The 23,475-nt window shown below is 41.9% G+C and carries 15 protein-coding genes, 1 tRNA gene and 6 pseudogenes; 5 read left to right on the forward strand and 17 right to left on the reverse strand.

What is annotated here, in order from left to right; genetic code table 11:
- Window positions 1–277: 277 nt before the first annotated feature.
- The 4 genes and pseudogenes from pyrC to ACOBWA_RS11410 all read left to right on the forward strand — a co-directional run bounded on the left by pyrC (window position 278) and on the right by ACOBWA_RS11410 (window position 2,906).
- Window positions 278–1,347, forward strand: a pseudogene (gene pyrC / locus ACOBWA_RS11395) (dihydroorotase).
- A 294-nt stretch (window positions 1,348–1,641) separates the two neighbouring features.
- Complete coding sequence (gene rnt, locus ACOBWA_RS11400; RefSeq protein ID WP_420230768.1) at window positions 1,642–2,301, forward strand: ribonuclease T; 660 nt, start codon at window positions 1,642–1,644, stop codon at window positions 2,299–2,301.
- Between the two features lie 281 nt (window positions 2,302–2,582).
- Window positions 2,583–2,729, forward strand: a complete 147-nt coding sequence (locus tag ACOBWA_RS11405) for a hypothetical protein (protein WP_420229415.1) — start codon at window positions 2,583–2,585, stop codon at window positions 2,727–2,729.
- A 102-nt stretch (window positions 2,730–2,831) separates the two neighbouring features.
- Window positions 2,832–2,906: transfer RNA gene (locus ACOBWA_RS11410), tRNA-Glu, on the forward strand.
- A 238-nt stretch (window positions 2,907–3,144) separates the two neighbouring features.
- Here the strand turns inward: ACOBWA_RS11410 and ACOBWA_RS11415 are convergent.
- The 11 genes and pseudogenes from ACOBWA_RS11415 to ACOBWA_RS11465 form a co-directional block, all read right to left on the reverse strand.
- Window positions 3,145–3,752, reverse strand: a pseudogene (locus ACOBWA_RS11415) (BLUF domain-containing protein).
- Window positions 3,753–4,167: 415 nt separating this feature from the next.
- The gene (gene ispD / locus ACOBWA_RS11420) at window positions 4,168–4,896 is read right to left on the reverse strand and encodes a 2-C-methyl-D-erythritol 4-phosphate cytidylyltransferase (protein ID WP_420229416.1); all 729 of its coding nucleotides are present in this window, start codon (window positions 4,894–4,896) and stop codon (window positions 4,168–4,170) included.
- Window positions 4,897–5,063: 167 nt separating this feature from the next.
- Window positions 5,064–5,372, reverse strand: coding sequence for an FtsB family cell division protein (locus ACOBWA_RS11425; protein ID WP_057761172.1), 309 nt, complete (start codon window positions 5,370–5,372; stop codon window positions 5,064–5,066).
- Between the two features lie 149 nt (window positions 5,373–5,521).
- Window positions 5,522–6,837, reverse strand: a pseudogene (gene eno, locus ACOBWA_RS11430) (phosphopyruvate hydratase).
- Window positions 6,838–7,163: 326 nt separating this feature from the next.
- A pseudogene (locus tag ACOBWA_RS11435) lies at window positions 7,164–9,520 on the reverse strand (heavy metal translocating P-type ATPase).
- Between the two features lie 228 nt (window positions 9,521–9,748).
- Window positions 9,749–9,973, reverse strand: coding sequence for a heavy-metal-associated domain-containing protein (locus tag ACOBWA_RS11440; protein WP_420229417.1), 225 nt, complete (start codon window positions 9,971–9,973; stop codon window positions 9,749–9,751).
- Window positions 9,974–10,229: 256 nt separating this feature from the next.
- The gene (locus tag ACOBWA_RS11445) at window positions 10,230–10,484 is read right to left on the reverse strand and encodes a cation transporter (protein WP_420229418.1); all 255 of its coding nucleotides are present in this window, start codon (window positions 10,482–10,484) and stop codon (window positions 10,230–10,232) included.
- 27 nt (window positions 10,485–10,511) lie between these two features.
- Window positions 10,512–11,387 (reverse strand): 3-deoxy-8-phosphooctulonate synthase, encoded by an 876-nt coding sequence (kdsA, locus tag ACOBWA_RS11450; protein ID WP_420229419.1) that lies wholly within the window; start codon window positions 11,385–11,387, stop codon window positions 10,512–10,514.
- A gap of 212 nt (window positions 11,388–11,599) precedes the next feature.
- Window positions 11,600–13,234: a CTP synthase gene (locus ACOBWA_RS11455; protein WP_420229420.1), complete on the reverse strand. Its 1,635-nt coding sequence runs from the start codon at window positions 13,232–13,234 to the stop codon at window positions 11,600–11,602.
- A gap of 196 nt (window positions 13,235–13,430) precedes the next feature.
- Window positions 13,431–14,480, reverse strand: a complete 1,050-nt coding sequence (locus ACOBWA_RS11460) for a porin (RefSeq protein ID WP_420229421.1) — start codon at window positions 14,478–14,480, stop codon at window positions 13,431–13,433.
- Window positions 14,481–15,089: 609 nt separating this feature from the next.
- Window positions 15,090–17,288 (reverse strand): malate synthase G, encoded by a 2,199-nt coding sequence (locus tag ACOBWA_RS11465; RefSeq protein WP_420229422.1) that lies wholly within the window; start codon window positions 17,286–17,288, stop codon window positions 15,090–15,092.
- A gap of 681 nt (window positions 17,289–17,969) precedes the next feature.
- Here ACOBWA_RS11465 and ACOBWA_RS11470 point away from each other — a divergent pair.
- Window positions 17,970–18,634: pseudogene (locus tag ACOBWA_RS11470) on the forward strand (tRNA-(ms[2]io[6]A)-hydroxylase).
- A 178-nt stretch (window positions 18,635–18,812) separates the two neighbouring features.
- On the opposite strand, the gene ACOBWA_RS11475 reads toward ACOBWA_RS11470, so the two are convergent.
- The 6 genes and pseudogenes from ACOBWA_RS11475 to mtgA form a co-directional block, all read right to left on the reverse strand.
- Entirely contained in the window at window positions 18,813–19,013 is a 201-nt protein-coding gene (locus tag ACOBWA_RS11475) for a hypothetical protein (protein WP_420229423.1), read from the reverse strand.
- Between the two features lie 72 nt (window positions 19,014–19,085).
- Window positions 19,086–19,412 (reverse strand): hypothetical protein, encoded by a 327-nt coding sequence (locus ACOBWA_RS11480; RefSeq protein ID WP_102092250.1) that lies wholly within the window; start codon window positions 19,410–19,412, stop codon window positions 19,086–19,088.
- A gap of 66 nt (window positions 19,413–19,478) precedes the next feature.
- Window positions 19,479–19,736, reverse strand: coding sequence for a hypothetical protein (locus tag ACOBWA_RS11485; RefSeq protein WP_420229424.1), 258 nt, complete (start codon window positions 19,734–19,736; stop codon window positions 19,479–19,481).
- 53 nt (window positions 19,737–19,789) lie between these two features.
- On the reverse strand, window positions 19,790–19,960 hold the full coding sequence (locus tag ACOBWA_RS11490; protein WP_420229425.1) for a hypothetical protein: 171 nt from the start codon (window positions 19,958–19,960) through the stop codon (window positions 19,790–19,792).
- A gap of 314 nt (window positions 19,961–20,274) precedes the next feature.
- Window positions 20,275–22,507: pseudogene (gene ppk1, locus ACOBWA_RS11495) on the reverse strand (polyphosphate kinase 1).
- Window positions 22,508–22,656: 149 nt separating this feature from the next.
- Window positions 22,657–23,346 carry a monofunctional biosynthetic peptidoglycan transglycosylase gene (mtgA, locus tag ACOBWA_RS11500; protein ID WP_102093061.1) on the reverse strand — a complete coding sequence of 230 codons (690 nt, stop codon included), beginning with the start codon at window positions 23,344–23,346 and terminating at the stop codon, window positions 22,657–22,659.
- Window positions 23,347–23,475: the final 129 nt, after the last annotated feature.

Genomic DNA, 23,475 nt, shown 5'->3' on the forward strand with positions numbered 1-23,475 from the left:
GTCGAACGATAATTACCTGCTCAGTGTACATCATATTTACTATAGGCAAAAGTCTAACTGCCATAAGGCGTGCGCTTTTGACTTAAATTCTAGTCAACCTCATTTTTGCCACTAGGATTTAAACATCGTTTAAAGATAAGATATTAATCTTAGCTCGATGAATTATGTACAGATATCTAGCCTTATATTTAGTCAAGTGGGCAAATCTGTTATGATAGACCCACAGTATCACTCCCTTTTGTTTCCTTTATTTGACGATATAGAGCGCTTTGACACTATGACTGATTCGATTAGAGAATTGACCATCCTTCAGCCAGATGACTGGCACATTCATTTGCGTGACGATCTCGCTTTGAGCACGACCGTACCTCATGCAGCAAGCAGTTTTAACCGTGTCATCTGTATGCCTAACCTGGTGCCTCCAGTCAAAAATGCACAAGAGGCTATTGCCTACCGCGCACGTATCATGGAGCAATTAGCAGCAAGTAACTTAAGTCTTGAGCGCAAGTCAGCTTTCGATCCGCGTATGACTCTATATTTAACGGATAATACCACTGCCCAAGATATCGAGTTGGCAGCGCAGTCAGGTATCGTACAAGCTGTCAAACTCTACCCTGCTGGAGCGACTACCAACTCCGCAGACGGCGTCACCAACATCAATGCCTGCGTCGATGTCTTTGAAGCATTAGAGAAGTACAATTTGCCATTGCTAATTCATGGTGAAGTGACCCAAGACCATATAGATATATTTGATCGTGAAAAGCGTTTCTTAGACGAAGTATTAGCACAAATTATCGTGAAATTCCCTATGTTGAAAATAGTAGTAGAGCACATCACTACCAGCGATGCGGCAGATTTTGTATTGTCACAAGGCAACCATGTTGCTGCCACTATTACGCCGCAGCATTTGATGTTTAACCGCAATCATCTATTGGTTGGTGGTATCAAACCGCACTTTTATTGCCTGCCTATCTTAAAGCGTGAAAGCCATCAAAAAGTGCTATTAGATGTAGCCACTAGTGGTAATCCAAAGTTCTTCTTAGGTACTGACTCTGCGCCACATGCGACAGACAAAAAGAAGCCGCTTGTGGCTGTGCAGGTTGCTATAGTGCAGCCACGGCGCTGCCTTTGTATGCGACCGCCTTTGATAGTGTTGGAAAAATAGACAAGCTTGAAGGTTTTGCCAGTCGTTTTGGCGCTCAGTTCTACGGCTTACCTCTAAATGAAAGTACTATCACGCTTGTTAACACGCCTATGCAAGTACCGACTGACTATCCTTATTTTGATGGCGCATCATTGACGCCCCTAATGGCAGGTGAGACGCTACCTTGGTCGATTAAGGCTTAACGCCCGCAAAGCTTAGCATTCAATAAATGACCTATTATTTTATCCTATGATATTAATGACGCCTTTGTAGTAGATTTCTTTGTACTAAAGGTGCAGTTAGTATCGTAGGATGCTTATTTCTTATTCAATATATTAGTACGACTGATAAAAGTGATTTAACTTTATATGACCAATCAAAACATAGCGACCTTGCCTGACGAAGACTTATCAAACCCTAAATCTGCTAGTCTCGATGCGACTCTAAGCACTTCCGCTGAAGATGCAGCTTTAGCGACAGATGATGAGCAAGCGACTATGGCCTTAAAAGACCGCTTTCGTAAGTTCTTGCCTGTCGTCGTCGACGTGGAAACAGCAGGCTTCAATGCCCAGACCGATGCCCTATTAGAAATTGCCTGTATTCCTGTCTTACTGAATGAGCAAGGTGTATTTTATCCAGGTGAAGCTTTCAACGCTCATATCGAGCCTTTTGAAGGCGCAAACTTAGAGCCAAGTGCGCTTGCCTTTACCGGCATTGACCCTAAAAATCCAATGCGCAAAGCCATTGCAGAAGATGAAAAGACAGCATTGCGCCGCATCTTTAAAGGGTTAAAAGACGTACGCCGTGACGAAGAATGCCGTCAATGTGTCTTAATTGGACACAATGCCCATTTTGACTTGGCTTTTTTAAATGCAGCCGTGCTACGAACCAATAGCAAAAACCACAATCCATTTCATAACTTTTCAGTATTTGATACCGTCACCTTATCAGCATTAGCCTTTGGTCAGACCGTCCTAGCACGCGCTTGTAAAGCAGCAGGGTTAGAGTTTGATGGTAAGAATGCTCACTCAGCTCTGTATGACACTCAAAAGACTGCTGAGCTATTCTGTCATATACTGAATAACTATCCTATGTTGGCCAATGCGCTGCATAATGAAGACGCGAAAGAAGAATCAACTGATAGCGACAGTCGATAAGTCACATATCTTATATTGCCAATCATACATAATAGTGCTATTTGTAATACTTGATGACTTTGACATCTTGATTTGGCAATCAATAGGGATATGATTGATATCATAATAAATAGACGGAACTATTTTAGTGATGACAGACGTAGTTGTTCTATTCGATATGAATAACGGTCTGATGATAAAATATTACTCTTAAACGATGTAGTTATATCCTATAGATGGTTTAAGTTGCTCACACTGTCTTGATAGCAAGCACTATTAAGATTAATAGGAGGGACTTTATTATGGATCCACAGCTCAAGTTATGGGGCACCATTCTTGGTTATATGCTGCTCGCACTGACGATTAGTGCCTGTACTTCTTTATGGATTCGCTATCATTTAAAGCGAAATGACCTACATCCTCGTCGCGCAATTAAAAAAGATATTTAATTTTAAAAAGACGTAGAAAAAGGCTTGACAGGAAGCGCCGACGCTATTAAAATACGCACCACTTCAGCATAAATGGTGAAAGCAGTTGAAGTGTTGTTACTAGTCCCCATCGTCTAGAGGCCTAGGACACCGCCCTTTCACGGCGGTAACGGGGGTTCGAATCCCCTGGGGACGCCACTATTTGGCGTCACTTGTTAGCACTATTGCTTAGCATTAGGTTAGACTAACAAGCGTACCACCAAAAACCCAGTTCATAATTTATTATGAACTGGGTTTTTTATGTCTCTCATTAAGAGCTAATTTATTCTTTTAAATGAAAAAGCCAGCATTCAATAGATGCTGGCTTTTTTACTTGACTATCTTATTAATTATAAATATAGCTTGGATCAATAGGTACTTTATTCATATCTATCGATTACAGCAGTAACCATAGCAACGTAGCCACTATCATCAATCCCAATATCGTCTGGATTAAAAAGAACGCCTGATGCTGCCCTACAACCTTACTTAAAGTGACCCCTAGCGTACTATATTTGACAGGAGGCGTATCAACGTTACCTGTTCTCGTTTGCTCTTCATAGTAGCCTTGCAACACATCTAAGAACTTCTGCCACTCCTTAGAATCCCACTCATACGGCTTAAATGGCATTAATTTTTTAAGCTCAGGCTCTTTAGTCATCCAACGCTCAAGGGTAATTGAACGTAACGACCAACCGGCAAAACGACGTTTGGTAATTTCAGAAAAGTCTAAAATCTTTAATTCTTTATGTCGATCATCTACCAACAAACGATTTTTTAGATTGGTTAGTGCCTGCTCTGAGCCTTCGACACACTGTAAAAGTAGCCATTGCCATAGCAAAGAATACCTGTGATATTATCTATTTGATTGCGTTCAACCGCGGTCTCTGAGATATCATTAAGCGTGCTAGGACTTGAAAGACCAGTAGAGGTAATCCGGCTTATATATACAAGCTGGCAGAGATCTGGCGTTACTGGATTTGTTGAATCGTTGATTGTTGACAATCAGCTTCTCCCTATTATCAGGTAAATGTCGCTAAAACAATCATACTAACTTCAGAAAAAATATAGAGACAACATAACTAAGCGTAATGAATCGGTCTGATATATTATTAATTTTATAAGTTTTTATATTAATTGTATTAAGTTAGTTACATCATAGGTTAGTTTGGTCATTAAAGCAACCTATTACTGGACATAGGCCCGCTCAGACACAAAAAACATATGTAATAACCATATTATATTCCAAAGTAGATTATATATATTCTTGGTATAGGCTTTAGTAATAGTTAATTTTTTAGAATAGTACAGAAAAGTCTAACGAGGATATAGTGGCTACTGAAGCCATAATACTTATCATGGCTATTATTAAGCATAAAAGGAGTAAAACTGATGCTCGTTAGCAGAAGTAGGATTGAGGCTAAGACTGAAGTGCCATAATCGCTGTTAACAGCAGCGCATCATCAGGATAGGTCAGTTTTATATTCTGGCGACTACCAGAGACTAAGCGTATTGGTAAATCTAGTTGTTCAAAAGCACTGGCTTCATCTGTGATGCTTAGCTGATGTTCAAACACATGATTTAGGACTTTTCTTAATTGACCTAAGCGGAATACTTGCGGGGTTTGTGCTTGCCACATGTTGCTACGATCAATAGTAGATTTGGTATAAGAATGTGGACGACTCTCTTCTGCGGAGGTAGCTAGCTGATAGGAAGCTTTTAACGTATCGGCCACTGGTGTCGCTAGAATAGCGCCGTAAGGCTCCAGCATCGCTGCTTCAATCACTTGATCGATATCTACATTCGGTACAGCGGGACGTGCTGCATCGTGAATAAGCACCAAATCTGAATCATTAGCACCTGTCTGACTAATTGCTTCAACGCCCGACTGTACTGACTGCCAACGCTCTGCTCCGCCGACTGCATAGCGTACAGGAAGTGCAAACTTTAGTTGTTGAGCCGTGCTGTCATCGGCTGATATGACCAATAGACACTTATCGATATGATCACTACAAGCAAGTCGTGCCACGCTATGCTGCAATAGCGTCTGACCTTCTAGCATTGTATATTGCTTGGCAATAGACGCACCAAAACGGCTACCGCGACCAGCTGCGACGATCATGGCATGTATATTAGGGGTTGTATTCATAGTAGTGTACTCATGGTTTGAGCCCATGACAGTATATGTAGAGAGGAATAAAGCAGGTGTTAAGTGTGATGAATGGTGTCAGATAACAACATTATAATGCTACGTCATGAAAGTTAAGTCATGCCGTGAAAAATAGTCTATTTGTGAGAGCCAGTGTATTTATAAAGCTAATAGTTGCTGTGCGTGGTTGGTGCGGTAGATACTTGGACAAAAGTCTCATTGGGTTTGATTAAACCTAAATCTAAGCGAGCATGCTCTTCTACGGCCTCAAGTCCCGTTTTTAAATCTTGAACATCGGTGCGTAGTAAGTTGTTTGCTGCAACTTGATTGTCATTCAAACGTTGTTGCTCTTCGATTTGAGCTGTCAACTTATTGTGTTCAAAACGGCCATTTTCACCCAACCAATACTGATATTGCAATCCTAAAAGCACTGCAACGGCTAAAGCAAGTAGTATAAATTGGCTAAAATATTTCATAAGGTGATAACGCCAAACGGTATAAAAGAAGATAGTAAAATTTAAGCTGATTAGGCGATATACAAATGATTATATATCGCCCAAATATTGACTTCGGCTAATGAGTCTAGGCTTTTTAACGTATATTACGCTAAAAGCCAGTCAGACTCCTAGCCACGTAGACCGATAAACTCTTCACGGCCACGATAGCTTGCGCGTACTTGTTGCTCGATACGTAGCAATTGGTTGTACTTCGCTACGCGGTCTGAACGGCATAGCGAGCCAGTTTTGATCTGACCAGCCGCTGTACCAACTGCCAAGTCTGCAATGGTGCTGTCTTCCGTTTCGCCTGAACGATGTGAAATGATGGTTGCATAGCCATTTTTCTTAGCCATATAAATCGCATCTAGCGTTTCTGACAAGGTGCCAATTTGGTTAAATTTAATCAAGATTGCATTGGCAATATGCTTATCAATACCTTCTTGCAAGATCGCAGGATTGGTTACAAATAAATCATCACCAACCAATTGGACTTTATCGCCAATCTGCTCGGTCAGATATTTCCAGCCATCCCAATCCGACTCATCAAGACCATCTTCGATAGAGATAATAGGATACTGACGTGCCAGCCCAACTAGGTAGTCTGAGAACCCTTGGCTATCAAAGGCTTTATTACCTTCGCCTGCCAAAACGTATTGACCGTTTTTGTAAAACTCACTAGCCGCACAATCTAGCGCAAGATGGATATCTTCACCAGCTTTGTAGCCAACTTGCTCAATCGCCTGCATGATAACCGTGATAGCTTCTTCGTTGCTACGTAGGTTAGGTGCAAAACCACCTTCATCACCAACGGCAGTATTTAAGCCTTGTGATTTTAATACTGACTTTAAGCTATGGAAAATTTCTGTACCAGCACGTAGCGCTTCTGAGAAGCTTGTGAAGCCTACAGGCTCAATCATAAACTCTTGGATATCAACCGTGTTATCCGCGTGCTCGCCACCGTTCAAGATGTTCATCATCGGTACAGGCATGGTCAACGACGTTTGATTACGTAGATTGGCGATGTATTGATGTAATGGCAGATTCTGTGATTTGGCTGCCGCTTTGGCCGTAGCAAGTGACACAGCTAGCATGGCATTGGCGCCCAAGCTTTCTTTGTTTTCTGTACCATCTAGCGCAATCATGGCATCATCAATGGCCTGTTGCTCAGTCACATCTTTGTCAATCAAGGCACTGCGGATTTGACTGTTGACATTAGAAACGGCTTTTTGACGCCTTTACCCATAAAGCGGGTCTTGTCGCCATCACGTAGCTCAAGCGCTTCACGTGAGCCTGTTGATGCGCCACTTGGAGCAGCAGCACGGCCGACAGTACCGTCAGCTAAGATAACATCAGCTTCGATAGTTGGGTTGCCGCGCGAGTCTAAAATTTCACGAGCGCGAATGTCTTTAATTGCGGTGACGTTGTTGGTTTCTTCAGCGTACATAATGTCTGTTAATTCCTTTGGTCATGCCAAGTTTGTGAGATAAATAACGGCAGCTAGCATACAAAAAAGATAAAGCAAAATATCATATAGCGCATAGTCCTAAAAACCCTTCATACCTTTCTATCTTGTGGCTATCGTTGCCTAACGATTAGAGGTGTATGGAGCAGATTAATAGTCGGCTATAGTGCTTGGCATCATAGCATATATTTTACCAAACTTCCCTTATCTTACACCGACTTGCCGTCATAAAAACAATTCTAGATATACAGATATGCGATGGCTATCTGTTTTATATTTATAAAATACCTAAGCAAATATGATAGCTACTATTTCGCTATGCGTTCTTTATCCGTATGAGAGGTTGATACCGTATTATCTAGCTCAACCTCTGTCTTAAACCGTGTCAATCGTAGTGCATTCATGAGTACTGAGATGGAGCTAAGCGCCATAGCAGCGGCGGCAATCATCGGATTCAAAAACCCAAATGCGGCAAGCGGAATACCAAGACAGTTATAAATAAAGGCAAAAAATAGATTTTGTTTAATATTGCGTAGCGTCGCTTGAGCGATTTTTTGTGCCGCATCGATATGCATGAGCGACTCACCCATTAGACGTGCAGAAGCACTATGCTGAGCAACATCAGTCCCCTCAAACATCGCAAAGCTAGCATCAGCAGTAGCCATCGCTGGCGCATCATTGACACCGTCTCCTGCCATCGCTACCTTATGACCAGCAGTTTGCAATAGTGCAATTTGACTGGCCTTGTCACGCGGGCTCATCTTGCCATAAGCCTTATCAATACCCAACTGCCCTGCTACATGATCGACGACGGACTGCTTATCACCACTCATCAAAATGACATTGATACCCGCATCTTGTAGTGCAGCGATTGCTTGCGGCGTATCTACCTTTAAATCATCAGCTAAGGCAAACGCGCCTAATGGCTCATCATTAATACTAATCGCAACAGTACTGGCAATTTGCCATACTTTTGGCATGAATCTTGGCAACGTCAAGTTCGCAAACTCTGCCGTACCCACTTTTATTAATCCAAGCCCTTCGATATTTGCTTGTATACCAGCGCCTTTTATCACACTGATGTTAGTCACATTAAATGGAGGTAGTTGGCGGTCTTTAGCCGTATTGACGAGAGCCGTTGCTAATGGATGACTGGCATGCGCTTCGACACTGGCGGCAATCTGCAATACATCATCCACAGCAAGCGACTTATCCACCATGACATGATCGACGATAGTAGGTTTACCAATAGTCAATGTGCCCGTTTTATCGAGCACTACCGTATCGATATTGCCTGCTGCCTCAAGACTTTGTGCATCCTTGAACCAAACACCATGACGCGCGGCAACACCCATACCAGCCATGATCGCCGCTGGCGTGGCCAAACCAAGCGCACAAGGACAAGCAATAACCAATACCGATACTGCGTGCATTAAAGCAGTATCAACCATACCTGTTAGCCACCATGTGACTCCAAAAGTAACCAATGCAATCGTAACTACCACAGGGACAAAAATAGCCGTTACTCGATCAGCGAGACGCGCTAGATTGGCTTTTGATCCTTGTGCGTCACTTAACGCTTGTACCATATCGCCGAGTTTCGTGTCGCTGCCTTTCGCACTGACACGGTATAGTAGACTGCCATTCTCTACCAAAGCGCCTGCCAGCAACCCATCGCCTTGCTCTTTTTGAGGGCTACCGACTCACCAGTTAAATGACTCTCCACGCACCAACCGCTGCCTTCTATGACGGTACCATCTGTAGCGACGCGGCTGCCTTGCTTCGCACGTAGGACGTCACCTACTTGTACATCAGATAACGCAATATTATGAAATTCACCATTTGGCTGCTGCTGCTCTACTTCATCAGGTGTCAATGACAATAGTAAATCAATACTGTTTAGGCTGTGCTTCTTGGTACGTTCCTCAAGATATTTACCTGTACGTACAAAGGCAATGACCATCACCCCTGCTTCAAAATATACGGCTGGGCTATTACTCGCACCGTGTTCGCCCAAATGCCCACTTTGCAATAGACTGTTTAAAGTACCATCGCCATGCGTGAGCCAAAGATAAGTCGAATACGCCCATATCGTCACTGTACCAATGACTACCAACACATCCATATTGGCAAGGCCGCCCTTTATAGATGCCCATGCGCTCTTATAAAACGGTAGCGCCAAGCCAAACTGTACTATGGTCGCTAAAATAAATTGAACCCAGACCGGTGGCATCCACGCCATACCAAAACCCGCCAACATACCTGCCATACCCACCAAAAATGGCACCAAACAAATCCATAATCCGATTAAACGCCATGGGTATTGAGTGGCAGTATCTTCGTCAGTCTGAGCAAATAAGCTATCGGCTGCCTGCACATTAGCCACAAAGCCTGTTTTATTCACCCACTCTGTCACCTGTTCGGGTGTCGTCTGGGTTGGATCATAATCAACATTGGCGGTCTCGCCAGCAAAACTCACACTTACCTCGTACACCGAAGGCTTTTTGTTAAGCACCTTCTCGATTCTTGAGGCGCAGGCCTGACAAGTCATGCCATCAATCGCTAATTGCAGATGCGCACGTTGCGGTGTCAGTGGCGTGTTGGACTCAACATCAGTTTCGACATCATAAGACTCATCTTTGGTAGTACGGCTGGTATCGTTCATAAATAAAACTCGTCATGGTGCCTATAAATTTGTAGGAACCACGATAAAATATCAGTGGGTGGGCAAAAAATTCAAATAAAGCAATTAGGTTATATTGTATTCAGTATGAGTATTTTAGACAAAGTATCAATGTATCAATGCTAAATACTCGTAATCGTTAATCATTAAAAAACCAGCTATCATGCTTGTAATAACATGTTAGCTGGTTTTTTACATAGAAGATGAGATTTATGAGTTAGCAACTGTCGCCTCAAATCCCGCATCGTCAATAACTGAAGCAATAGCCTCTGCACTGGTTTTGCTATCATCAAAGGTTACCGTCGCTAAGTTGTCAGCGAGGTCAACGGTAATAGTCTCTAATCCATCAATATCGGCTGTTGCTGTATGTACGCTTGCTACGCATCCGCCACAAGTCATACCGTCAATTTTAATAATACGTGTTTGATCTGCCATATTGGGCTCCTTATTTTTATTAGTAACAGGCAGCTCTAATAGTAATTCTGTTAATGCTTACTTTGATATTTTTAAGTTATCAAAGTAAGAGCAACTATCAAAGCTACGTTAAATAAGCATAAGCCCTATTATCCTCGACAACAAGACCGTTTAGTTGTTGCTTTATTAACGAGATGCTATTAACGAGGCAGCAACTTATTAATAAAAACGTAAAAGAGCGCGTCGACAAATTGATAGCAATAGCTATTTGTAGCGTCTAGTCGTCATGATGCGGGTTCTGCGGTGAATCAATCGGAAATGGCTGAGTCACATAATCCACCATACTAATCGCCGCCGTTAAAGCATGGATACTAGTATCCGTATCATCATAGCTTACCGTTGCGACATTATGCTTAGGATCCAAATTAATAGCCGTCACGCCTGAGATATTCTTAAGCACAGTCATTACACTATCTAAGCCCTCTGCATCATCGATATTTTCGATGCTTACTTGCGCCATCTGAATTGCCATTGTATAGCCCTCTTATCACGTACTGTATTAATGAGTATCCAATACTTCAAAACCTTTGACCAAATCATCAATCTGCTTGAGCTGACGCAAGAATGGCTCTAATTGACTCATACGCAGCGCACACGGACCATCACATTTTGCGGTTTCTGGGCTAGGGTGCGCCTCTAAAAACAGCCCTGCTAAGCCTGTTGCCATACCAGCGCGTGCAAGGGTTGTAATCTGCTCACGACGTCCACCAGCACTGTCACTACGCGCGCCTGGCTGCTGTAAGCTGTGCGTCACATCAAAGAATACCGGTATATCCATCTGCTTCATGGTATCAAAACCAAGCATATCGACGACCAGATTATTATAACCAAAGGCACTGCCACGCTCACAAAGTATCAATTTATCATTACCGCCCTCTAAGCACTTATTGACGATATGACGCATCTCGTGAGGGGCCAAAAACTGCGCCTTTTTAACATTAATAATGGCATCTGTTTTTGCCATCGCATGCACTAGATCCGTCTGACGCGACAAAAATGCAGGTAGCTGAATAATATCAGCCACTTCAGCGACTGGTGCTGCTTGATGTGGTTCATGCACATCAGTGATAATCGGTACTTGGAACTTTTCTTTGATCTGACCTAGCCAATCGATACCCTGCTCTAAACCGGGCCCACGATACGAATGCAAACTTGAGCGATTGGCTTTATCAAAGCTCGCTTTAAAAACATAGCCGATACCCAAGCGCTGGCAAATATCAACATACTGCTCAGCAATCTCAAATGCCAATTCTTTGGACTCTAAAACATTCATACCACCAAACAATACAAAAGGCTGGTCGTTACCAATGTTAATCGTATCATTGTTAGGAGTGTTGAGCGTGATATGTGATTGTGCAGTCAATAAATTTTCCATGAAGCCATTACCTCTTATTTTGTTATTAATATGTCTGTCCCATATTGTAACCGATAGGCTGATTAAAAAAGTATGCAAGCGTAATTAGAGATTATTAATGAGGATATTGACTTGTTAATAACAACAAACGGCCTGAGTTAAGCAAAAAAAGACCAATCCGAAGATCAGTCTTTTTATAATAAACGCTTGCACTTTGCATTACATTTTGAGAGCTATTTTGCTTCGCTGTGGTTCTTAGCGGCTTTTACAAAGCTATTAAATAGTGGATGACCACCACGTGGTGAGCTAGTGAACTCTGGATGGAACTGTACAGCAACAAACCATGGGTGCTCAGAAATCTCAACCGACTCTACCAAATGTTGCTTGGCAGAATAACCAGAGATGGTCATACCTGCTTGCTCTAACGGCTCGATATAACGATTATTCATCTCATAGCGATGGCGATGACGCTCAGTGATATTGCTCGCACCGTAAATTTGGCTTAGCTTACTGCCAGAAACCAGCTCTGCTTGCTGTGCGCCTAGACGCATCGTGCCACCAAGGTCTGAATCATCACTACGAATCTGTAGCTCGCCGCGCTCATCTAACCACTCAGTGATCAGACCAATGATAGGCTCAGCTGTCTTACGATCAAACTCAGAAGAGTTGGCGTTAATATTAAGTACGTTACGTGCATACTCAATCACAGCCAACTGCATACCAAGGCAAATGCCTAAATATGGAACGTTGTTTTCACGAGCATAAGTGATGGCTTTTATCTTACCCATCGTACCGCGCTCACCGAAACCACCTGGCACTAATACCGCATTGGCATTGTTTAACTGTGCCAATAAGCTATCATCACTCTCTAGACGCTCCGCATCGATATAATCAATCTTGACGTCTACCTTGTGAGTGATACCAGCATGTAGTAATGCTTCATTGATTGACTTATAAGCATCTGGAAGCTCGACATATTTGCCAACCATCGCAACAGTCACTATTCCTTCTGGATTCAACTGAGCTTCAACCACTTTGTCCCAATCGCTCAAATCAGCTTCAGGCACATCAAGACCGAAACGCTCACAAATTAGATCATCAAGATCTTGCTCGTGTAATGTGCGCGGTATCTGATAGATACTTTGTGCATCTTCACACATGATGACCGCACGCTCTTCAACGTTGGTAAATAGCGCAATTTTGCGACGGTTGTCTTGTGAGATATGATGGTCAGAGCGGCAGATTAAGATATCAGGCTGTAGACCAATAGAGCGCAGCTCTTTTACGGAATGCTGCGTTGGCTTAGTTTTGGTCTCACCCGCACTAGCAATATACGGTACTAAAGTAAGATGCATTAGCATGGCTCTATTACGGCCAAGCTCTACTTGCATCTGACGTACGGCTTCCATAAACGGAAGTGATTCGATATCACCAACCGTACCGCCAATTTCGATAATAGCGATATCATACCCTTCGCCACTGGCAAGGATTTTGTTTTTGATTTCATCAGTAATATGTGGAATAACCTGTACAGTACCGCCTAGATATTCACCACGGCGTTCTTTATTTAAAACATTTTGATAAATACGGCCACTGGTGAAGTTATTACTTTTACTCATTTTTGAGTGACGCAAGAAGCGCTCATAATAACCCAAATCTAAATCGGTCTCTGCGCCATCTTCAGTGACGAATACTTCACCATGCTGAAACGGGCTCATTGTACCTGGATCAACGTTAATATACGGATCCATTTTGGTCATCGTGACAGTCACGCCACGTGCTTCTAAGACCGCTGCAAGAGAAGCTGCGGTGATACCTTTTCCTAGTGAGGACACTACCCCACCGGTCACGAATATAAACTTGGTCATAGTACTCTGTCGGTAATTGGTAAAGAAGGATTTTACTAAAAATACGCCATAAAATATAGGGCAAAAATGCAAACTGTCTGAAACTCTTATAGTTTCGTGCTGGTAGCAAACATTTTTCTATTATTAAAACGCTACGCAACAAAAAACTCACCCCGAAGGATGAGTTTTTTTAATTTAAACTTAATAAAGAGTAAGATTAGAATTTATATTCTAGACCACCGCCGATAGCGAGTAGATCGTAGTCATCACCACGAAGGTCAGCTGAGTTTTGACCAACATAAGCATGAGCAATCATATTAGGCTTATAAGCATATTCACCACCAACTACGATTTGATCAGAATCAGCGTCATCATAGCCAAGCAAGTTGTCAGTGTTATTGTATTGAATATAAACAGCAGCTGGCTTAGCGAAGTTATTTAGGCCCATCTTAGCACTAACAACTAGACCTTTTTCTTTATCATCGCCTCTGTTAGCTGCATCACTATCAAAATCAGCTACTTGATATAGAGCGCCAAGTACTACAGGAGCTGCCATGTACTTGCCTAGATCAACAGTAGCCGTACCACGGATTAAGTCACCAGAAAGGTTAACATCTTTATCATAAGCAACACCAAATGTAACACCAGTACCAGCATCATACATTGCTGCAGCAGCAAAGCCATTGTCACGATCACCGCTATCAGAGACAAAAGACTCATCAGCTTTATACATAAGTGCAACATCTAACGGTAGGTTGTTATATTTAGGCGCTTTCCAGATAACTGAATTATTACGGCGACCGCTATCAACCATGTTATAGCCGTTTTCGTTTTCTTCAAGCTGATTTGAGCCTAGGTTATCCCAAAAACCACTACCAGCAGTCACAACGTTATTTACGTAATCAACAACTGATGTATTACGACCAACGCGGAGTTCACCATAGTTATCATTATTCAAGCCTAAGAAAGTATCACGGCTTTTGAATGCAATATTGTTATCATCACCATCATTACCATCAATATTGATACCCACTTCGTACTGATAGATTACATCAGTATTAGCAGTAATTGCTTCAGAACCCTTGAAACCAAGACGTGAAGAATATGAGTTGACTTGGACGGCGTCCATATCGTCATCAGTACGAGACTCATCATCTAAATTAACGTAGTCCATACCGACAAATGCTTTACCATAAACGGTTGGTGCTGCATTGGCTGCTGATACAGATAGGGCTGCGATTGCTGTAGCTAAAAGTAGTTTTTTCATGGGGTATCTCCACTTTACAATTGTAGTAATGAGCAAGCTGTTATTAGCTGGCGCCCATAATGGTATCGTCACAAATCCTCAAAGATATAATGTGTAACTGGCTACCGAGATTAGTCAGAAACAAGTGTGGCGAAGTTCTATTACAGTAAGATGAAAAAAACCATGATTTACATAACTGGGATTAAAAAAGTAACTGCCATGTAATCTTTAGTTTTTATCCTTCCATTGCGTAACATCCGTTACCAAACTCATACTTCGAATACAAGCATAACAACTTTGACATAATTTGCAACATATTTTTTTGCCTTTTCGATACAACTATTATCAAATAACAGACCCTTCATTTTATTTGAACGATTGTTAAAAAACTTCCGCTTACTCAATTAGATACGGATAATATTGGTTAATATGATTACTAATATTCTTAAATTTTTATAATAAACATCGAATAATAGTCCAAAATAAAGCGCTATTTACTAAAAATAAATAGCGCTAATTAAGAAGTTAATAATCTATTTGAGCAAATTTATCAGTTACAAACGAGCAAGACTGACTGGCATACTTGCTCATCAAGTATGCTCAAATACCTGTCATATTTAGTCTATTGTTCTAAGCGTTTGCTTTAAGATCCAAACGTGCTTGATGCAACAATGGCTCAGTATAACCACTAGGCTGTGCGCGGCCTTTGAATACTAAATCACAGGCGGCTTTGAATGCATAAGAGCTATCGAAGTTATCTGCCATTGATTGATAGTCATCATCGCCTGCATTTTGCTCATCGACGACCTTGGCCATGCGTTTCATCGTATCCATCACTTGCTGCTCACTAACCACGCCATGATGCAACCAGTTAGCAATATGTTGGCTTGAGATACGCAAAGTAGCACGATCTTCCATGAGACCGACATCGTTGATATCAGGTACCTTGGAGCAACCAACGCCTTGATTTACCCAGCGTACGACATAACCCAAGATACCTTGAGCATTGTTTTCAAGCTCTTGCTGCTTCTCTTCATCAGTCCAGTCGGTATTTTTCGCTAATGGAATGGTCAAGATGTCATCCAAGCTAGCACGCTCGCGTGATTTTAGCGTGTCCTGTACATCAGCCACGCTCACTTGATGATAGTGTATGCTATGCAAGGTAGCGCCCGTTGGTGATGGTACCCACGCAGTGCTGGCACCAGACTTAGGATGAGCGGCTTTAGTATCCATCATCTCTTTCATTTCATCAGGCTTAGCCCACATACCTTTACCAATTTGCGCACGACCTTGTAGGCCTGTCTCTAGACCGATATCGACGTTCCACTGCTCGTAAGCAGGCTGCCATGCTTGCGACTTCATCTCGCCTTTTGGTACAAATGGACCTGCATTCATGCTGGTATGCATCTCGTCACCAGTACGGTCTAAGAAACCTGTGTTAATAAAGATAACCCGTTCTTTGGCTTGGCGGATTGCTTCTTTTAAGTTGACCGTCATACGGCGCTCTTCGTCCATGATGCCGATTTTAAGCGTATTGCGTTCTAGACCTAACAGATCCTCTGATGCATTAAATAAGTCATTGGCCATTTTAACTTCTTCAGGGCCATGCATTTTTGGCTTCACGATATACATTGAGCCTTGACGCGAGTTTGATAGCTCGTTTTTGCCTTTAATATCATTAAGTGATAATAGGGGCGTGATTAGGCCATCCATTAAGCCTTCAAATATTTGCTCTTGACCATCACCTAGATCGACTAAGATGGCAGGGTTCTGCATTAAGTGACCGACGTTATGGATTAATAATAGTGAACGACCCGGCAAGATCAGCTTGCCACCGTCTGGTGTGTTATATTCACGATCTGGGTTTTGCTTACGTGTACGGGTTTTACCACCTTTTTCAAAGGTTTCTTGTAGGTCGCTATTCATCAAGCCAAGCCAATTACGATAGACTTCGACCTTCTCTGCTGCATCTACCGCAGCGACTGAATCTTCACAATCCTGAATGGCTGTCATGGCTGACTCAAGGAGTACGTCCTTGATGTTTGCTGGATCGTCTTTACCCACTGGATGGTCGCTATCGATTTGAATCTCAGCATGCAAGCCGTTGTTCTTTAACAGTACACCTGTAGGAGCTTCAGCGTCACCGACAAAACCGACAAACTTAGCCGTATCTTTTAGCTCAGTACTGCTATCACCTTGTACGACCTCGAGCTTGCCATCGACTACTTTAAAACCAGTCACATCATTGTAAGAACCTGATGCTAATGTAAAGTGCTCATCTAAGAACGCTTTAGCGTAAGCGACAACAGCAGCACCGCGAATAGGATTATAGCTACCACCCGCTTCTTGACCATTTTCACTACTGATAACATCGGTGCCATACAAAGCATCGTATAAGCTACCCCAACGTGCGTTGGTCGCATTAAGCGCATAACGAGCGTTACGAACTGGTACGACTAGCTGCGGCCCTGCGATGTGCGCGATTTCGTCATCGACGTTTTTGGTATCAACCGTAAACGCTTCGCCTTCAGGTAGCAAATAACCAATCTCTTGCAGGAATGTCTTGTAAGCTGGATAGTCTATTTCGCCATCTTTTGCAGGATTATCTAAGTGCCATTGGTCAATCTGTGCTTGAATCTTGTCACGAGTCGCAAGCAACGCTTTATTGCGCGGGGTAAACTCTTTAATAACCTTTTCGAAACCTGACCAATAATCGTCTGAATCCACACCGACTTTCGGTAATACTTCGTTTTCAACAAAGTCATATAACTGCTGATCGATGGCAAGACTGCCTTTTTGAATACGATTGGTGTTAGAAGACTGGCTCATATTGTTATCCTTATCTGTTCGTGAGGGGTACTAATACTGAGTTGTGACAGTAACTGTTTAAGAGTTTTTAATCTTGTGAGGTTTAAACGTTCATATTTCATTCGTTGTGGAATCTTTAATTCTCTAATTTTTCTACGAAGATATATCTACAATTTTTATGTTCTAATGAAAAGCAATCTATTGATATCAGGTTTATTCTTTACTAAGAGCGAATCATAAAAGTAAGACGAAATGCTTAAACAGCAAAATCTCATCCTACTATCAAATAATAAAATTAACAAGGAAACACCATTCACTAAGTAAATACTTAGGCTGTTTAATAATGATAATGTATAAGTGGCCTACTCTAGGAGCTATAATCATCATCTAGGAATTAGATGCAGAAAAATTAATATAAACAGTAAGTAATCATTGATACCTTTAATTATGCTTAACCGTTATCTATTAATAAACACCTATTGATGACTGTCAGATATTTATCATCGTATCTAGGTCAGACTAACGATATAATTACTGGTATCACCATTCATAAATAAAGCTTTCTTAGACTATGACTATCAATCAACAAGACCTCACGACATTACAATCAACAGCAAATACTATAAATAACGATAGTATCGAGAAAAATCTGTCGAAGAAAACATCTCTCAAACTGTAAATAATAGTGCTGAAGCAGATCTAATCGAAAAAGAGCTGCCTGAAGAAGATAGCATCGATATTACGCATCTGCGCACTCCTATAAAGGTAGACTTATCTCCTGTTTATAATTTCTTAGGTGCTCGAACCACGCAATCTTGGGTAAATGCTGCGATTGAAAACCTACCTATGATCATTCAAGACCATGCTAACTGCGAAAAAAGGCAGCTGGTACTGCGATGAATTTGATATTTCGTTATGAGTTCTCGTATGACTTGCAGCGTAAACTTGCACAGCTGATACGTGAAGAGATGCTGCACTACGAGCAAGTACTGGGTATCATGAATGAGCGCGGTCAGGAATGGAAATATCTAAGTGCTGGACGCTACGCCAAAGGTATGTTGAAGCATAAACGCACTTACGAGCCAGCAGCGATGGTTGATGTATTGATAATTGGGGCATTTATTGAGGCACGCTCTTGTGAGCGTTTTGCCGCGCTGGCCGAAGTCATCGACGATGAGCGTTTAGCGAAGTATTATCGTTATCTACTCAAGTCAGAGAGCCGTCATTTCGAAGATTATCTTGCACTCGCTCAATCATTATCAGATGAGAATATCGATGAGCGAGTTGCTTTCTTTAAGGAAGTAGAGGCTGAATTAATAAGTAGCCCAGATGCTGAGCTACGTTTTCATAGTGGTACACCTGCTTAAAACCCACGCCTTACCTAAATATGTCTACCTATATAATGTCGAAAGTAAAAATATAGTAAGCAAAAAAGGCACTGTGTTTGATACGAGTTATATACTCTTACCAAACACAGTGCCTTTCTGTTTATGTACAAATGCGTATTTATGTACAAATACTAATAGCTATTGATGTAGTGAGTTTTTACTTTTTATCTTCCATCAATGGACTGTCATACTGTTTATTACTTTTAGCGACATTATGCGGATCATGATTTTCCGTAGCCTTTTCTGCTGCGGCTGGATTTGCTTTTTGTAATGCATCATCAGGGACAATACCATTATTGTCATCTGCATCTTTTAAGTTATGATCACTATTGACGCTTTCATTATTTGAGTTATTCATTGGTACTCCCTACTATAATAATTACTCGTGTAATCCAAGAAACGCTATATATCTTTCGAGATTTAAACCTATCTAATCTTTTTCATCAGGATTTAAAATACGGGTTTGTGCATTATCAATATTGGCATAACGATTTAAATCATTAATACCCTCACTCTTTGGTGCTGCACTACCGACAGTATCTTCATTGATATTGTCATCAAATGCGGTACTACCTTCTTGATCACGACGATCTGGTTGGCGCGCTGGATTGTCATTATCATTTACGTGTTCTGAGTCGACAACAGACTCATCAAAAGTATCAGTTCCTTTGTTCTCGGTAGTATTTCTTTCAATTGCACTATGATCATCAGATCCTAGTACCTTTGTCTTGTCTATTGCTGAGTCTTTAGCTTGCATTATCATATCCTCTTTTTATATTTATAATTTTGTCGATTTGGTTAGCCCGCTGTTAGCTATACTCCTTTACTCATTACCTTTTTGGCTCAAGTCGTAGGCACTTAGTTCTGCTGCATTCTTGCCACCAGCTGGAAGATTCTCTTCTTTACGTGGATCAGCATAAACTTCGTCGGTCTCTTGTGAGTCTTGCTCAGGGCCATCGATTTCAGGCTTGTGCTTGCGCCCTGCATAACTATCTTTAGGGTTTTCTAGTTCACTAGCAGCAGGGTCATCCACGATTACTTTTTCTTCTGTGTCTGTTGCTTCTGGTTCTTGCATAGTCATGGCGCGTCCCTCGCTTTATTATTAATTATTAGATCGATGTTTGATGTCGTAGATTACTTATCAGTACGTAGATCATCATCAATAAAAGGTGTTTTCTCTTCTTCACTTAATGATTCAGGAGCGTCGACTTTTTTATTCTCTGCTAAGTTCTTCTCAACTTCCTGACCATTTACCCGTTCTGCAGCTTGCTTGATATCTGAATTGTCATCGTTAGTAGTACTCATGGTTTATTTCCTATTATTATGATTTGATTAGACGGCTTTAGACAGTCCAATAGATATATGTTTCGAGATTATACCAACGCTTAAATGAGCAACCAATACTTCTCAAGTAGCGTCGGAATTGATATTAATTATAGGTATGACCTTGGGTAATGCACCAGTGTACTGCCGTATCAATATGTGAATAATTGTGAGGTTGCAAGTCAGTTTGTAACTTTTGCAATTGGTGAGCAAAAAAACCAAGCACCAGTATTTACCAGTGCTTGGTTAGATAGACAATCGAATAGCTGATTATCGCCTAAAGGTATCTTTGCAAATTAGCTAGACTCTTCGACACGATTGATCGTTTTTAATAAATGCTCTTGTGCGACATGTGGCTCCTCACCTGCTGCTGGCTGTGACTGCTGCCAAACGCCAGTGCCATCAAGTGTCCACGCTTGCGTATTATCCTGTAAGTAGTTAATTAAGCCATCTTGATAAATCTGCTTAAACAGTTTCTTGTTCTCAATCGGGAACGCCACTTCTACGCGATGGAATAGGTTACGATCCATCCAGTCTGCACTACCGCAGTATAGACGCTCATCGCCATTATTATAGAAATAATAAACGCGCGTATGCTCCAAAACCGACCGATAACAGAACGTACTGTAATATTTTCAGAGAGTCCTTTTACTTGCGGACGTAAACAACACATAGACCGTAAAATCAGCTCAATCTTAACGCCTGCCTGCGAGGCATCATATAATTTATCAATGAGGCGGCGCTCAGTGAGCGCATTGGCTTTTATAATGATATGAGAACGTTTACCCGCTTTGGCATGAGCGATTTCATCATCGATAAAGCTCATCAATTTCTCATGCAAAGTAAACGGTGCATGTAATAGTTTTTTGAGGTTGGCAGGCTTACCCATGCCGGTTAACTCTTGGAATATTTTATGAACGTCCTCTGAGATATCAGGATCGGCGCTAAACAGACCATAGTCCGTATAGACTTTGGCATTGGCCGCGTGATAGTTACCAGTGCCTAAATGAACATAACGACGGATTCGATCGTCCTCGCGGCGTACGATTAACATAAGCTTGGCATGGGTCTTGTAACCGACGATACCGTAGACCACGACCGCGCCTGCTTCTTGTAGATAGTTGGCAACTGCGATATTAGATGCTTCATCAAAACGCGCACGCAGCTCGATAACAGCCGTGACTTCTTTGCCATTACGAGCAGCGGCTGCAAGTGCTTTGACAATTTCTGAATTGGTACCTGAGCGATATAGCGTTTGTTTAATCGCCAATACTTTAGGATCGCTTGCTGCTTGCCAAAGTAAATTAATAATCGGAGAAAAGGCATGAAAAGGATGATGAACTAACACATCGCTTTTACGCATGGCAGCAAACATACTGGTCGATTTATCTGACTTATCCATTTCTCGGCGAAATGCCTTTGGCACGACATGAGTAAATGGCTGGTAGCGTAGCGCAGGAATATTAAAGTCAAACAGCAAACGCGTTAGATTGACAGGACCATTGACACGGTATAGCTGATTGTCATGCAGCTCAAACTCATTAAGCAGATACTCACTGATATGCGTTGGGCAATCAGTTGTGACCTCAAGACGTACTTTGTCACCGAAGCGGCGGTTTTCAAGCTCGCCTTCTAATGCTTTGGCAATATCTTCGACATCATCGGCCAAATCTAAATCGGCATTACGTGTCAGCCTAAATTGATGACAGCCACTCACACTCATTCCAGGGAATAGCTCACCGATATGCTCATGAATGATAGCGGATAGCATCACATGATGCTCTTTACCACCAGTCAGCTCATCTGGCAGGCGTATCACACGCGGCAGACTGCGCGGCGCAGGTACAATCGCTAAGTTGATATCGCGTCCAAAGGCATCTTTACCTTCCAATGTAGCAATAAAGTTTAAGCTTTTATTTACAAGACGCGGAAATGGATGTGCCGGATCAATACTAATCGGCGTCAATACGGGTACGACTTGCTCCGTAAAATAGCGCTTCATCCATGCAGACTGTTCAGCGTTTAGCTCATCACGTTTGAGATAGCGAATATCTTCGAGCGCGAGCGCTGGCAAGATGTCCTCATTGAGGATACGATACTGCTCACTGATTGCAGCATGAGTGATAATAGATATCTCGTTTAGCACTTCGCTAGGACGCATGCCATGAGCACTGGTCGATACATCACCGATGTTAAGCTTTTGCATGATGCCAGCGACACGAATCTCAAAAATTCATCGAGATTGGATGAAAAAATAATCAAGAAAAATAAGCGTTCAAGCAATGGGTGACGCGAACTAGATGCCTGCGCTAATACCCGCAGATGAAACTGTAGTAAAGACAAATCACGATTGATATAACTGCTCGGTGAATAGCTGCCATCTTCTGAGCGTTGCCATTCAATTTCTGCCAAGTTATTTTGGCTATTATCTACACTAACGTCTTTATTAATATTGTCATTAGCGCCATCTTCAACATTATTAACGTCAATCATATCGTTAACATCACTACTGCCCTGATTACTAGTCATCTCTACCACGTCACTACTCCTTTTGCGTTATCGATACGCCATCATCTTTTATCGTTCTGTCTTTTCTAGGGCATATCCTAGTTTTATTCGAAATATCCTAGCCTACAACATCCGATCCTATAATCTAACCTAGCCCTAATGATTTATATTTACGAAGCTGCTTGCGGTAATACAGCATTTTTCATGCGTTTTTTGATAATACGTTGCTTATTACGCAAACGCTTATCGCCTTGATTGTCTTCGTAGTACTTTGGATTGGTAAGCATCGCAATCAGAAGTGCTGACTCATCTCGGTTTAGATTGGCCGCAGACTTATCGAAATAATGATGCGCTGCCGCGTCGATACCATAGATACCATTGCCAAACTCCGCCACATTTAGGTAAGCAGTCATAATGCGCTGCTTGTCCCACAAGGTCTCAATCATCACAGTGATGACAGCCTCTTCCGCTTTACGCACATAAGAGCGATGCGAGGTTAGGAACAAGTTCTTTGCCAATTGCTGAGTAATCGTTGAGCCACCAGCAGACATTTTGCCTGTCTCTTCATTTTTCTTTTGCGCCGCTTTGATACCTTTAAAGTCAAAACCACTGTGCTGACTAAACGTCGAGTCTTCACTCACAATTGCCGCTTGCTTGGCAGATTTGGCAATCGCATCATATTCAGCCCATGTCTGAGTGACTGTGCCGCCCGTTAGGCGATGCGTCAACATAAACATACTGTTGTTAATTGGCTGTGTTTTCCAAATTAATAGTAGCCCAACAACCAATATATGGAATGCGACAACCAATAGCATAATTGCCAATAACAGACGTTTGATAAATGTGCCAAAACTTGCCATGCGCGGTATCCGAGTGGTTAAAAAAGTAATAAGATAAGATAGATACTCTATCAATGACTATGAGACATAACCAAGAATCAATGATTGTAAACGGGCTATTTATAGCCAATCATTAACTGTTGAGCATTA

The organism is Psychrobacter sp. ER1 (assembly GCF_048631835.1).
GTDB lineage: Bacteria > Pseudomonadota > Gammaproteobacteria > Pseudomonadales > Moraxellaceae > Psychrobacter.